We start from the raw sequence: 13,879 nt of genomic DNA on the forward strand, positions 1-13,879 counted from the left end.
TACCGGTACCTGATAAGTTTTTTCTCTCTCGTTGAACAAGAAGACCGCACCTTGGGTGCGGTCTTCTTTCGTTACTTGCTGATGTACCCCGCGGCAGAGCCGCGGGCGCGAACGGCGTTACACGAACTTGTAAAGGTCGGTAATGTCTTCGCCCATCTTGTCGTAGAACCAGAACTGGTTGATATGGGCGTGCTCGTCTTCCACGAGGCTGATGCTCATACCATGCTTGTATTCCAAGTAGTTGAACATGCGGTTGTGGTCCTTGCAGAGCACGTCGATCACCTGGGCGCTTACCACGAGGGTCACTTCGCGGAGTTTGCCCTTCGCCTTTGCGCGGGCCATCCAGCGGTCGATCATGCCGAGCGTGGATTCGAGTGTCGCGATGCGTCCACCGCCGTCGCATACCGGGCAGCGTTCGGTCTTTTCGGTCATCAGGTTCACGCGGACGCGCTTACGGGTGACTTCCATGAGGCCGAACTGGCTGATGGGGGCGGGGCTGATGGGGGCCTTGTCGCGGCGGATTGCCTTGCGGAATTCCTGGTACACGATTTCGTTGTCGGCCTCGGTTTCCATATCGATGAAGTCGATGATGATAAGGCCGCCCACGTCGCGCAGGCGCAGCTGTTTTGCGATTTCGTAGCAGGCGTCGATGTTCGTTTCGAGAATGATCTTCGCCTGGTCCTTGCCGTGGACCTTCGGACCTGTATTCACGTCGATGGAGACAAGAGCTTCGGTCTGTTCGATCACGAGGTTTCCACCACGCGGGAGCGGTACCTGGCGCTGCAGGGAGCGTGCGTAGTCGTTTTCGATCTTGAAGTATTCGAATAGGCTTTCGTTAGAGCTCCAGAGCTTCACCTTGTCGAGCTTGTCCGGCGAGAGCACCTTGAGGTATTCGCGCAGGGCGAAGTATTCGTCGCGGTTGTCGATATACACGTAGTCGGTGTTGTCGCTGAAGTATTCGCGCACCGTCTGTTCAATGGAATCGGATTCTTCGTAGATGCAGGTTTCGGCAGGCTGGTTTTCGAAGTTGTACTTCGTCTGTTCCCACTTGCTTTCGAGTTCGCGCATCTGCTTGTTGATTTCGAATTCGGATTCGTTCAGGCCGTTGGTACGGACGATGTAGCCCACGTCGCGACCTTTCAGGCGGCGGACCACCTTCTTGAATTCGCGGCGCTTGGCCGGGTCGCGTTCACGCTTGGAGACACCAATGAAGTTAGTGCCCGGCATGCACACGAGGAAACGACCTGCAAAGCTCAGGTGCGTCGTCAGACGGGCACCCTTGGTGCTAATCGGTTCCTTGACCACCTGAACCATGATTTCCTGGCCTTCCTGCAGGATTTCGTCAATCGAGACTTCCTTGGAAGAACCGCCTTCATCGTCGTCGTCACCATATTCGCGACGGAGAAGTTCGTTTCTGTCCATGGCGTCTTCTTGATGCAAAAAGCCTGCCTTTTCAAGGCCAATATCAATGAACGCAGCCTTGAGTGCCGGAAGCACCTTCTGGACCACGCCCTTATAAATATTGCCCAGAACTCGATTAGAAGAAACTCCCTCGACGACAAGTTCAACGAGTTCGCCATCTTCCATGATGGCGATACGTTTTTCGTAAGGGGTCTTACTAATCAAAATTCCACGCTTGCACTTATTTGCCATTAAAGCTCCTAAAAGTAGTCAAATCTTGTTGGACGTCCCTAAGAAGCAGTCCAAAAGTATGGAGCGCTTCCGAACCCGCGCGCTTCTTTTACGGAAAGTACCGCATTTCCACAACGCCAGGTCTAGGGAACCAAAATATAATAAGTGGTTAGTGCTTGGTGGATAGTGGTTGGGCGAAAAGGGGATTGAAATGCGGATAAAGGGGACGAATGGCGAAACTGGCGCTGATTTGGGGCGCGTAAGGGAATTTTGAACAAAAGAACGACCTCGGCAGAGCCGAGGCCGTTCTGGGTTTAGGAGTGGAGTCACACTACTACATATTGCTGAAGATTTGGAATCCGCTGTAGGATTCTTGTCCGTGTTCGCTTTGGTCGAGGCCGCGGAGTTCTTGACGTTCGGTAACGCGGAGGCCCATGGTCTTCTTGATAGCGTAGAAGATGAGGCTAGCAGCACCGAAGCAGGGAACCGCGTAAGCGATCACGCCGATGGCCTGAGTGCCGATGGTGTAGTCGCCAGTGATATCGAAGATACCGACAGCGAGCGTACCCCACACACCGTTCACCAGGTGAACCGAGAGAGCACCGACCGGGTCATCCAAGTGCAGGCGGTCGAACATGAAGACTGCACCGACGACGAGCACACCAGCGATGGCACCGATAATCCAGGAAGAAAGCGGGGTAACCACGTCTGCACCGGCAGTGATAGCGACAAGGCCTGCAAGGCAGCCGTTGAGGGCCATGGTGGCGTCCGGCTTCTTCGAAACAATCCAGCTCGTGAGCGTTGCGGTAATGATGCCTGCAACAGCGGCGAGGTTCGTGGTCACCAAAATCCAGCTAGTAGCCTTTGCATCGCCGGAGAGTGCGGAACCGGCGTTGAATCCCCACCAACCGAACCAGAGCATGAACACACCGATGGTGGCAAGCGGAATGTTGTGGGCTGGAATGGCGTGCACCTTGCCGCCGACATACTTACCGATACGCGGTCCAAGAATCATGACGCCAGCGAGAGCTGCCCAGCCGCCTACGGAGTGAACGAGCGTAGAACCTGCGAGGTCATGGAAACCGGCCTTGCCGATGGAAGAAAGCCAGCCGCCGCCCCATGTCCAGCTACCCACGATCGGGTAGACGAAGGCCACGTAGATGATGGTGAAGACGAGGAAGGAGTTCAGCTTCACACGTTCGGCGACAGCGCCAGAGACGATCGTTGCCGCGGTTGCTGCAAACATCGCCTGGAACAGCCAGTCGGTGAAGAGGGTGAAGTGACCGTTGTAGGCGGCGGTGAACTTAGAGGGGTCTGCCCAGTCACCGATGCCGAATCCGGCAAATCCAAGTACACCGGAGATCGCATTGAACGTTCCGGGGTACATGAGGGCAAAGCCGATGGCGGCGTACATCGTGATTCCTATGGCGGGAACCGCGATGTTTTTGAAAGCGACGTTGGCCGCGCACTTGGCACGAACAAGACCCGCTTCGACACAGGCAAAGCCCAGGCCCATGATAAACACCAGCATGGCGCTAATCATGATCCAAATGTTTTCTGTCATAAAGATGGCGTCGCTGACAGGTACGACAGTTGCTGCTTCGTTCATTGTTTAAATCCTTTTAAAAAAGTGTTGAGGTCGGACCTTCGGTCCTTTGGGGGATGAGGTCGCTCGCAGGCTCGCTTTGGGGTTGTCTTGCTAATGCATAACTTTGAGTTTTTTTCTCATACCTCAGAGCGCGCTAGCGCGACCTCGTTGCTCACTACCCGATTGCCTCGGGGCCCGTTTCTCCGGTGCGGATGCGGATGCACTGTTCGAGTTCCGTGACGAAAATCTTGCCGTCGCCGATAGCGCCCGTACGAGCTCCCTTGATGATGGCGTCGATACAGGGCTTGACGAATTCGTCGTTCACCGCAATCTTCAAGCAGATCTTTTTGAGCAAATTAACCTCGGTCACCACGCCACGGAAACGTTGGTTGTAACCGCGCTGCTGACCGCAGCCAAGAACGTTAGTAACAGACATCTTGTAGATCTTGTTCTCGTAAAGTTCTTGCTTTACGATGTTCAATCGCTCGGGTTGGATATAAGCTGTAATGAGCTTCATGTTCCTATCCTTTGTTAGGGTTGTTTTCTTGTTTTGCCCACACTATTGCAAAGACCGTGCCAAAATGGCGCAAAACCCCCATTTTCGTGAAAATGGGGCGAAATCAACAAATCGGAACAAGAAAATGGTAAACTGGTAATAAAAATCGCAGCTTGTTCAGCTGCGATTACAAATTTTGCTTTTACAAATTTGGAAGAGAAATCAGAAAATGTAAAACCTGGCGAGGGCTTATTCTACATATTTCTTGATTAGCCGTAGCATCAGGTCGGCGAGCTTTTCTACGTCGGAATCGCCCACAGAGGCTTCGATATGGGAGTAACCGATGCCGCTGTCGTCGGTGAGGAATACGTAGGTACCGCCCGTGGCAAGTTCGAAGAACCGCAACAAGGATTCCGTGTCCTTGTCGACGCCGCTTGCAGCTACGGGAATAAGCTTGATGCCGTTCTTGGCGTAGAAGGTGATGGATTTCTGAAGGCTTTCGATGATGCTATCCTGGTGGTGTGGAGGGGCGTCCAGAATCAAGAAGGCGATTCGCGAACGGGCCGCTTCGTTCCAGGAGAAATTCTGTAAAGTGGCTTCGAGTGCGGAGTGTACGGCTTCGGGGAAGTCGTCGCCGCCGTAGGCTTCCTGTTCGGCGATGAATGCCTGGGTGTTGGCAATGTCGGTAGAGAAGTCCTTGCCGCGGGTGAGGTATTCATCGCTTTCGTCGCGGTAGAATACGACAGCCGTGCGTAATGCCACCTTGGTATCCGAGGCGGCGTGGTCAATAATATAGCTGAGGTCCGATTGCAGGAAACGGATTTCGTCGCCCATGGAGCCCGTAGCGTCTACGATAAAGGCTACGTCTGCCTTGGCGTCGGCCTGCTCGGCGTCGCTTGTAATGACGTTAACCTGGAGCGAATCCTCTTTTTTGGAGGTGAGCTTGACGGGGTCCTTGGAGGCCTTGCCGTTGACTTTCAGCGAAAAGTCCTTGGCGTTTGCAGCCTTATCGTTTGCGCCGGCGAACAATCCTACCCAGCAGTAGGCATAGCCCGCGTTGTCGGTCTTGGTGGCAAATTCCACCTTGTCTTTATTAAGAAGTTCTACCGGAACGTTGGCGAGACCGGTGCCGTTCTCGTCTACCACTTGCACGGCCACAAGGGTGTGCGGGTAAAATTTCCAGTAGCCGGTCTTGGAGGAAAATTCGCCTTTCAGGATGTCTGTCCAGGAACTCCAATTGTCCAGATCGTTCCATTCGGAGGCCGTGAGCAGGCCGTAGGTTCTGCCGTTAAAGTCGTCGCCGTAGTCTACGTCGGGTTCTCCGTCTATAGGAATGTATTCGTCTGTGACGCTGGGTGTCTTGGCGTCGCTAAAGTCGGCGTCGGAAGTTTCCATGGGGACGCCGCCTTTGTATGAATCGTACATGGGCATCGATTCATCGATTTCGTCTCGGTTTTCACGGTGATTTTTTCCCTTGGTTTCGAAGGTGGCGCCGTTTGCGTTATTGACATCTATTTTTGGGGTGTCGATCGAGTCCAAGTCTGCGACTGGGCCGTTGTCGTTGCCTGTGGAATCGCTAGCGTTAATGCTTGCGCTGTCGTCGCTGCAGGATATGCACAGTGCGGCAATTCCTGCCATTAAAAAGAATTTGGATTTGCGGATAAGCATAGTCTCCCTCCGTTTTTTCCCTTAAATTAAATAAAAATGCGGCAAGCATCAAGAGGCTTGCTGTATTATGCAAAATGCCGTGACTTTGGACACTGAAATGCGCTCGAAACGGTTTGCTATATTTGACCGCAAATGAAAAATCTACTTGATTTTGATAGCGAGCATTTGTGGCACCCGTATGCGGCGCTGAAAAATACTCCGGCCAGGTTCCTTGCAAAATCCGCTCATGGAACGACTATTGAAACGGCCGACGGCTTAAAACTGATTGACGCGGTATCGAGTTGGTGGTGCATGGCGCATGGGCATAACGCCCCTGAAATCGTCGAAGCGATTCAGAAACAGAGCGAAAAAATGTGCCATGTGATGTTCGGCGGCTTTACGCACGAACCTGCGATTGAACTTGGCGAAAAGCTGGTGAATTTTTTGCCGGAAGGTCTCAACAAGATTTTCTTTGCGGACTCGGGAAGCATCGCCGTGGAATGCAGCGCCAAGATGGCGGTGCAGTACCAGCATTCGCTGGGTCGCCCGGAGCGTTGCAAGTTGGTTGCCTTGAAGGGCGGCTACCACGGCGATACCGCTGGTGCAATGGCGCTTTCTGACCCCGACGGAATGCATACGCTATTCCGCGGAATCATGCCACATCATTATTTCGCGGAACGTCCGAACTGCCGCTTTGACGAGGCCTGGAATCCGGCGGATTTCGCATCGATGGAGCACGTTGTCGAGGAACATAAGGATGAAATCGCTGCCGTGATTTGCGAACCCGTGTTTCAGGGTGGAAACGGCATGTGGCTTTATAATGCGAATTACCTGAAGGCGCTTCGCGAACTTTGCGACCGTTACGGCATCCTGTTGATTCTGGACGAAATCGCTTCGGGCTTTTACCGCACGGGACCGCGCTTTGCGATGATGCATACCGCCGAAAACGGTGCTGGTAATAGCCGCGAATGTAAATGCGCCGACTTCGTAAAGCCGGACATTATGTGCATTGGCAAGGCGCTTACGGGCGGAAGCATTACGATGGCGGCTTGCGTTGCGTCCGAGAAGGTTGCCGAAACGATTACGAACAGCAAGATTCCGGCATTTATGCACGGCCCCACTTACATGGCGAACCCTTTGGCGTGTGCCGCAGGAATCGCTTCGCTTTCGCTATTCGAAAGTCGCGATTATGCGTCGAGCGTTGCTCGGATTGAAAAACGCCTGAAGCAGAATCTGGAACCGCTGCGTTCGCTTGAAAATGCGGCCGATGTTCGTGTCCTCGGTGCGATTGGCGTCTTGGAACTGAAAGCGAAACCTTCTGCGGACGATATTCTGCGCGTGATTCGCGAAACCGGCGTGTGGCTCAGGCCTTTCTGTAATTACGTCTACACGATGCCTCCGCTCATTACGACCGATTCCGAAATCGACCGTATCTGCGAAGCTATCAAGATGATTGGTGAATGCGAACCCGCGCCTGTCGTAGAAGGCGAAGACGAATTCCACGAATAAATACAGCTTAAATTTTTTCTTCAAACGGAACTATGGTAACGCAGTTCCGTTTTTTCTTGGATACGTAAAGCGCCTTGTCGGCAAAAGAGAGCATGTCTGTAACGATTCCATCTCCGAATGTTCCGCCAAAGCTCATTGTTAGCTTTACATTCGGGTAATCTTGCAGTTTTGTTTTTTCGGCCTTGGCGCGCATCTGTTCAAGTCTGATTTTCAGCACTTCATGAGTGATTCCCTTGAACGCGATTAAGAATTCGTCGCCTCCATAGCGTACGACGTGGTCCAAATCACGAACCGATGAACTCAGTATCGATGCCACAGCTGCAAGGGCGGCATCGCCACATTGGTGACCGTGATTGTCATTGATCTCTTTGAAAAAGTCGATGTCGGCCATTACGACGGCTTGACAATTTTGCGATGCTAGTTTGTCATCAAAATACTTACGGTTCATCACTTGAGTCAACGAATCCCTGTAGATTTTATCGTTAATTTCCGTGATTTCGTTAGTTTTATCGGTAAAGCCAAATACCGCAGTTTCTTCGCCGGTTCGTACAATCTTCATTTCGACATACTGACCGAGTTCATTATGGAATATTTTGGACAAACTATGTCCAACGGGCACGTATTCTTTAATATAGGACTCGTCAATCACTTTCCGAAGATTGTCCCGATCCTCCTCGAGTACAGCCGTGCTGACAAATTTTTCAATAAGAACCTTGAGCGAAGGCGGTTCTTTCATCAGGCCAAGAGCATTCTTGATTCGGTCGTAAACGCGGAAAAATTCCACTTTTTCAGTTACAAAATCGACCCCGACAACAGAGGCGAATCCGTTCATGAGTGCGTTGATCATATTTTGTTGCTTGCGGTTCTGTTCCAAGAGCTCTTTCTCTTGTTCCAGCTTTGTCATTTGCGCATTCACGTTTTCGACAAGGTACAGGACTCGGCGTAGGGGTTTTTCTTCGCCGATGCGAACAAATATCGCCTTGCTCCAACCGTGAATCTTTCCATGAAAAATTTCTGAAATGACATTCGTATTCTTCATGCGTTCCGGCAACGTTGAAAGGGTCGTGAAATTCTTGATAGTGGCAATACTTTCTGGACATGCAAGGTTCACCATGATATTGGTGAGGCTTTCTTGTAGAGGAATGTCGCATTTCATGAACTTGTCGATGAATTCGTTGCTCTTGATAGGGAACACGGTTTTATCTTCAAGATCAAGAACGTGCATCGAAATATACAGTTCAGTTGTGGCATGAGTTATAGCTGTGAAAAATTCCGCAGCGTTCACAGGAAAGTCTGCTATTAATTTTTTGCTATTGTCCATAACAGTTACCAAAAAAATTCTCCCGATACAAAAATATATTCATTTCAATGAAAAAGATGAAGCCTTTTTTCTAAATTTGGGCACAAAAAAGCAGGCATTTATGGAATACTATAGCTTAAAAATGCGTGCGTCGCAACAAGTGGGCGAAGGCGAACAGAAACACGAACAGCATATTTCTGGTGCAGAACGTATTGTGGGCCGGGACTCCGTAGAGGCGGTGTGTACGGCGATGGTGCGCCGCGCTATGAACCATTCCAAGGGCGATCCGGACTTTATCAACGTGAAAATCGAAAAGGTTCACGAAAATGATATCCAGGTTTTGAAGGCTTTGTCTGTGACGCGGATTGATGTGGATTCGTGGCAGGAAGGGCTGGAGAAGGCCTTTGGATTGGTTAGTAAAGCTGTGATGGATGTTCATAAAGAAGGTTCCCTGAGCTTGCCGAAGGGAACGTGTGAAAAAGCGGGACTTCATAACTTTGCCGAGAATTTGCCTGAGCTTTTGCGGGCGACTTTCCCGATGCGCGGGGCGATGCTTTACGACATTGCGACGGGCGAACGCCTGGAACCTGATCACGAACGCGGTGTGCGAGCAACTTACATGGATGCATTACATTCGAGCGAAGTCGATGGCTGCAAGAATCACTTTAACGAAGCGATTGTGCTTGCGACCAAGGTGGCGAATGCTCCCGGAATGGTGGCGGAATTCTGCGTGAGCGATGACCCGAATTACGTGACGGGCTATGTCGCGAGCAAGGAACTCGGCTATGTACGAATCATGAAGATGAAGGAAATGGGCGACGAAAACGGAGGCCGCATTTTCCTGTTTGATTCGCGCAAGGCCTCTGCCGAAGAATGTATCGAGTATCTGCAGAAGAAAAAAGTGCTTGTGGATGTTGCTACGTGCCAAAAGCAGTGATGTTAATGATGGAGTGAAATGTCATCCTGAGCGGAGCGCTGTAAGGCGCGAAGTCGAAGGATCCAGGTCGTAAAAGTATGAACGAACGTATTTTAGACTTATTTACAAAAGACGCTTTAGAGACGGCGCGGGCGAATAATACTTACCGCTCGATGCGCTTGATGGAATCGCCGGAATCGTCGCACGTGAAAATTCGTATGCCCGATGGCGCATCGCAGAAACAGATTCTGCTGGCGTCCAATTCTTACCTGGATTTGGCTAACATTCCCGAACTCAAGCAAACGATGGCCCAGGCGGTTTTGGAGTGGGGAACAGGTAGCGGCGGCGCTCGGCTTACGACGGGCAACAAGACTCCGCATCGGGAACTCGAAGAATTTATCGCCAAGTTCAAGGGCGAAGAATCTGCCATTACGTTCAATACGGGCTATATGGCGAACGTCGGCACGATTTCGGCTTTGTGCGGCAAGAACGACTTTATCTTTAGCGACGAATTGAATCACGCCAGCATTATTGATGGAATCCGACTTTCCCGCGCCAAGTGCTTTGTCTATAAGCATAACGATATGGCAGATTTGCAACGGGTGATTCAGGAAGCGGATAAATTGAGTGCGGGCGAGTCTGCATTGTCGGCCCCTCGCAAGCTCATCGTGACGGACGCTGTTTTCAGCATGGATGGCGACCTTGCGAATCTGCCGGAACTTCTGCGTATCGCGAAAGAAAATGATTGCCTCTTGATGATCGATGAAGCTCACGCCACGGGCGTGCTCGGCAAGACCGGTCGCGGACTTGCCGAACACTACGGCTGTGCTCACGCCGATGTAACCGTCGGGACATTGAGCAAAGCCGTCGCCGCCGAAGGCGGTTTCGTGGCGGGCCCGAAGCAGCTGACTGAATTTTTAAAGAATAAATCTCGCAGCTTTATTTTTACGACGGCGATGGCTCCTGCCGTTGCCGCTGCCGCCTGCAATAACTTGCACTACATTGATGCGCATCCTGAACGCGTTCAAAATCTGCGTGATAACGTGAAATTTTTCTGCGAAACCCTGCAGCGCGAAGGCGTGAACGTTGAACAGTCTCCTTCGGCGATTGTTCCAATTGTTATCGGCGACGAAGCGAAGGCAATGCAGATTTCCGCAAAATTGCAGGAACAGGGAATCTTGATTCCCGCGATTCGCTATCCGACAGTTGCCAAGGGGCAAGCCCGCCTGCGTGCAAGTCTGATGGCAACACATACGCGAGAACAACTCCAGATCGCAGCAACAACCATCGCTCAAATCATAAAAAAGCTTTGATTAAAAATATGACCCTCAAAAATCTCTCGTCTCTTGTCTCTCGTCTTTCGTCTAAATCCAAGGGATATTTCGTTACAGCCACCGGAACCGATGTTGGTAAAACATTTGTGACCGCCCTGCTCGTGAAAAAGTGGCGCGATTCCGGTATCGATGCGGGCTACTACAAGGCCGCCCTCAGTGGCGCTGAATTCCGCGACGGCAAATGGGTCGCCGGTGACGCCGACTACGTGAAACGCATTGCAAATCTTCCTGATTCGCAAGAACAGCTCGTGAGCTATGTCTATAAGGAGGCTGTCTCTCCGCATCTTGCTGCTCGCAAAGAAGGGAATCCCGTGGACTTGACGAAGGTCAAAGCCGATTTTGAAGCGGCTTGCGCTAGCCACGAATTCATTTTTGCCGAAGGTAGCGGGGGGATCATTTGTCCCATCCGCTATGATGACCAGAAGGTTTTCCTCGAGGACATTATCAAGACCGTGAACCTCCCGATTCTCGTGGTAACGACGGCGGCGCTCGGCTCCATTAACGCCTGCGTGCTCACAGTGGAATATGCTCGTAGCCGCGGCCTAGACGTCCGCGGGCTCATCGTGAATCGCTACGGCTCCAGCGGCAACTTGGAAATGGAAGACGACAATATCCGCATGATGCAAGACCTAACGGGCCTCGAAATCCTTGCGAAAGTCAAAGACGGCGACACCGATTTAGGCGTTCAACCGTTTTAAAGTTCGATATAATGCGGGATAATGTCCTCGTAGCTCCCGTCCTTGAGCAAAAAGCCCTTGGGAATCACGCCGAGCTGGGTAAAGCCGAGTTTCTTGTAGAGCTTGAGGGCCGAGGTATTCGTCGCGACGACCGCGTTGAACTGCAAAATCCTGAAGCCGATTTCCTTTGCCTTCGCGAGGCAATCCTTCACGAGAAATTCGCCGATGTGCTGGCCGCGCTTGTTCTTCTTGACGGCGTAGCTCGCGTTTGAAATGTGCCCGCAGCGCCCGACATTATTCGGGTGAAGAATGTACAGCCCGACCACTTCGCCGGAGTCCGCATCGATAGCGATGCCCGTGAATGACTGCGACTTGAAAAAGGCGTCTCCCGTTTGTGCGTCAAGTGGTTCCTTCTGCGGAAACGCGATGCCGTCTTCGACAATGTCGTTCCAGATTGCAATGGCTTCGTTGATGTATTTTTCGTTGTAATGTTCAATGTTGAGCATGATATAATCCTTACTTTGTCAGTCAAATAAACCTTTGAAACATTTTACAAATTTATCGAAATCTACTTTATCTCCAAGGGACGTATATGTATGGCCTTCTATTAAATCGTCTGGTATATATTCCTTAACCAGACACACGTCCTCGGTTGCGTCAATCGCCTCCATATGCAATACGCAGGATTTTCCGTCTGCGACAACTTTAAAGAAATAACTCATCTTTTTCTCGTTGTGTATGGTGTTTTCCATCGAAAGCTTGAATTGTTTTCCTTTCCTTTTAAATTCGATAGCAGTATTGGTACGTACAATATCTTCGCAGGGGTCGCAATACTCGTACAGTTCATCATCCGTCAAATGGTTCTCGTTGTACTTACCGAACATCAAATACCAATCGGGACCCCAATCATAATCCCCTTGATGGGGATGCTGGGTTCCATCTTGTTCAGCTACAATATCCTGCATCATTACAACAAAGGCGTCCGTGCTTGTGACGGGAGCATCTTCTTTGATGGAATACTCCCATACCGCTGTGAGGCCTGAAACAATCAAGTATTCCGGAGTGAAAATTTCGCTTTCGTCTTCTAGTAGAATCCATCTGCCGCCCAAGGCACTACCATCATTTGTTTCGCGTAAATATGTTTTCACAAGGTAAGATGAATTGGAGAAAAACAGAGTGTCCCCCGAAAGTCTATAACTGTAATATTCGTGATAATGATCCATTTCGGGATCCCAGACCAGCACTCCGTTTTGGGCATAGCACATGCCGTTAAAGTGATAATTCAAGACGGAATGAAGAGTGTCAAATACATAGTATTTCAATACATCCTTCGTAATCAAGGAGCTTTCTTGCGCTGTTACATTTTTCCCAAAATGGTTGTCTAACTTGTCTTCTGAACTATCAGCGGAAATCGTAGGAGTAGAACAACTACACAAAAAAACGTACAATAGTGCACCGAGCGTTTGGATGAAAATGGAAATTTTTTTGTGGCGGATTTTCATAAGACTTAGGAGGGAATATATTATTTGCAATGGTTGTGTCAAGTCGGGCGAAAGTTTGTAAAGCTTAATTGTTGCTTTCTCGCTCCAATTCCGCTTTCAAGGACTTGAGGAACTGCGCTGCGGGCTTGCTGAACACGGGATTCCTTTTCCATATGACCACGAGACCACTAGTGCGCAATGGCGTGAATGGCACGAAAGCGAGTTTGCTCTTGCCGCCCGTGTTTACGAGGCCTTCCAGCGAGAAAGCCGCACCGAGTCCCTGTTCCACAAACACAGACGCATTATAAATCAGGTTGTAGGTCGCAATGATGTTGAGCGAATTGAGCTCGCGCCCGAGCTGCCCCGAGAATTCCCGCATCTTCATTGTTTGCCTGGAGGCGAGCAGCGGGATGTGCTCCAGGTCGCGGACCGTCACAAAACCCTTCTTCGCGAGCGGGCTATCCTTGCGCACTAGCAGCCCCCATGTGTCCCTTGCGGGGAGTTCCACGAACTCGTATTTCGACTTGTCGACAGGCTCCACCAAAAGCCCGAAGTTCAATAGCCCCTGGTCCAGCTTTTCGGTCACGTCCTGCGCATTGCCGCTGGTGATGTGCATACAAATTTTCGGATGTTCCTTTTGCATGCGCTTGCACGCCGCCGCGATAATGCTGAATGCCTTTGTCTCGCCGCCACCGATATACACGTCACCGACAACTTCTTCCTTGCTCGATTCGGCAAATTCCTTTTGGGTATGCTTCACGAGCTCCATGATTTCTTGCGCACGCTTCTTGAAACGCAGGCCCTCTTCGGTCAGCGTTGTCTTCTTGTTGCTGCGCACAAAGAGTTGCGCTCCGATTTCTTCTTCCAGTTCCTGCATCTGGCGCGAAAGCGTCGGCTGCGTCACGAAAAGCACGTTGTTCGCCGCCTGCGAAAAACTTTCCTGCTCGGCCACCGCCAAAAAGTATTTAAGAGTCCGTAGTTCCATGCTTATTTCCTAAAATGTCATTTTGGAGGGGCAAGGTTGGTGAGCTTAAGCCTGTGCTGAGCTTGTCGAAGTAAACCATGCCCCGATAGAATCCATTTAGCGTTTCTTTTATACAATATACATTATTATGCCTAGAGGGCATAGCGAAATTTTTGTGGGGGGAAGCATCCCCCTGCTTGCAGCCTTGCCCTGTGTCATCCTGAGCGAAGCCCTTCGGGCGTAGTCGAAGGATCTAGGGCAAGGTTTCCAGCACCCCCTCTGTGAAGTGAACCCCGAAAGTTGGACACAGCTTTCGAGGAATTTATGGCTTTCAA

12 protein-coding genes are annotated in these 13,879 nt (G+C 50.8%); 4 read left to right on the forward strand and 8 right to left on the reverse strand.

Features of this window, described 5'->3' with window-relative positions; genetic code table 11:
- Nucleotides 1-117: 117 nt before the first annotated feature.
- From Q0W37_RS08915 to Q0W37_RS08930, 4 genes are all read right to left on the reverse strand, one after another.
- The gene (locus Q0W37_RS08915) at nucleotides 118-1,653 is read right to left on the reverse strand and encodes an Rne/Rng family ribonuclease (protein WP_297700692.1); all 1,536 of its coding nucleotides are present in this window, start codon (nucleotides 1,651-1,653) and stop codon (nucleotides 118-120) included.
- 313 nt (nucleotides 1,654-1,966) lie between these two features.
- A complete protein-coding gene (locus tag Q0W37_RS08920) occupies nucleotides 1,967-3,241 on the reverse strand; it encodes an ammonium transporter (protein ID WP_297700694.1) in 1,275 nt (424 codons plus the stop codon).
- A gap of 154 nt (nucleotides 3,242-3,395) precedes the next feature.
- Nucleotides 3,396-3,737, reverse strand: a complete 342-nt coding sequence (locus Q0W37_RS08925; protein WP_173351032.1) for a P-II family nitrogen regulator — start codon at nucleotides 3,735-3,737, stop codon at nucleotides 3,396-3,398.
- A 228-nt stretch (nucleotides 3,738-3,965) separates the two neighbouring features.
- Entirely contained in the window at nucleotides 3,966-5,384 is a 1,419-nt protein-coding gene (locus Q0W37_RS08930) for a hypothetical protein (protein ID WP_297700696.1), read from the reverse strand.
- A 132-nt stretch (nucleotides 5,385-5,516) separates the two neighbouring features.
- Here Q0W37_RS08930 and bioA point away from each other — a divergent pair, with 132 nt between their 5' ends.
- Nucleotides 5,517-6,872, forward strand: a complete 1,356-nt coding sequence (gene bioA / locus Q0W37_RS08935; RefSeq protein WP_297700698.1) for an adenosylmethionine--8-amino-7-oxononanoate transaminase — start codon at nucleotides 5,517-5,519, stop codon at nucleotides 6,870-6,872.
- A 7-nt stretch (nucleotides 6,873-6,879) separates the two neighbouring features.
- On the opposite strand, the gene Q0W37_RS08940 is transcribed toward bioA, so the two are convergent.
- Nucleotides 6,880-8,097, reverse strand: coding sequence for a GGDEF domain-containing protein (locus Q0W37_RS08940; protein ID WP_297700700.1), 1,218 nt, complete (start codon nucleotides 8,095-8,097; stop codon nucleotides 6,880-6,882).
- Nucleotides 8,098-8,293: 196 nt separating this feature from the next.
- Here Q0W37_RS08940 and Q0W37_RS08945 point away from each other — a divergent pair, with 196 nt between their 5' ends.
- The 3 genes from Q0W37_RS08945 (at nucleotide 8,294) to bioD (ending at nucleotide 11,120) form a co-directional block, all read left to right on the forward strand.
- Entirely contained in the window at nucleotides 8,294-9,109 is an 816-nt protein-coding gene (locus Q0W37_RS08945; protein ID WP_297700702.1) for a 6-carboxyhexanoate--CoA ligase, read from the forward strand.
- Nucleotides 9,110-9,186: 77 nt separating this feature from the next.
- Nucleotides 9,187-10,401, forward strand: a complete 1,215-nt coding sequence (gene bioF / locus Q0W37_RS08950) for an 8-amino-7-oxononanoate synthase (protein ID WP_297700704.1) — start codon at nucleotides 9,187-9,189, stop codon at nucleotides 10,399-10,401.
- Nucleotides 10,402-10,409: 8 nt separating this feature from the next.
- Nucleotides 10,410-11,120, forward strand: coding sequence for a dethiobiotin synthase (gene bioD / locus Q0W37_RS08955; RefSeq protein WP_297700706.1), 711 nt, complete (start codon nucleotides 10,410-10,412; stop codon nucleotides 11,118-11,120).
- On the opposite strand, the gene Q0W37_RS08960 is transcribed toward bioD, so the two are convergent.
- From Q0W37_RS08960 to Q0W37_RS08970, 3 genes are all read right to left on the reverse strand, one after another.
- A complete protein-coding gene (locus Q0W37_RS08960; RefSeq protein ID WP_297700707.1) occupies nucleotides 11,117-11,605 on the reverse strand; it encodes a GNAT family N-acetyltransferase in 489 nt (162 codons plus the stop codon). The genes bioD and Q0W37_RS08960 overlap by 4 nt on opposite strands.
- An 18-nt stretch (nucleotides 11,606-11,623) precedes the next feature.
- Nucleotides 11,624-12,601: a hypothetical protein gene (locus Q0W37_RS08965; protein WP_297700709.1), complete on the reverse strand. Its 978-nt coding sequence runs from the start codon at nucleotides 12,599-12,601 to the stop codon at nucleotides 11,624-11,626.
- Between the two features lie 64 nt (nucleotides 12,602-12,665).
- Nucleotides 12,666-13,565 carry a LysR family transcriptional regulator gene (locus Q0W37_RS08970; RefSeq protein WP_297700711.1) on the reverse strand — a complete coding sequence of 300 codons (900 nt, stop codon included), beginning with the start codon at nucleotides 13,563-13,565 and terminating at the stop codon, nucleotides 12,666-12,668.
- Between the last annotated feature and the right edge of the window lie 314 nt (nucleotides 13,566-13,879).

Origin of the sequence: uncultured Fibrobacter sp. (assembly GCF_947166265.1) — a bacterium.
Classification (GTDB): Bacteria; Fibrobacterota; Fibrobacteria; order Fibrobacterales; family Fibrobacteraceae; genus Fibrobacter.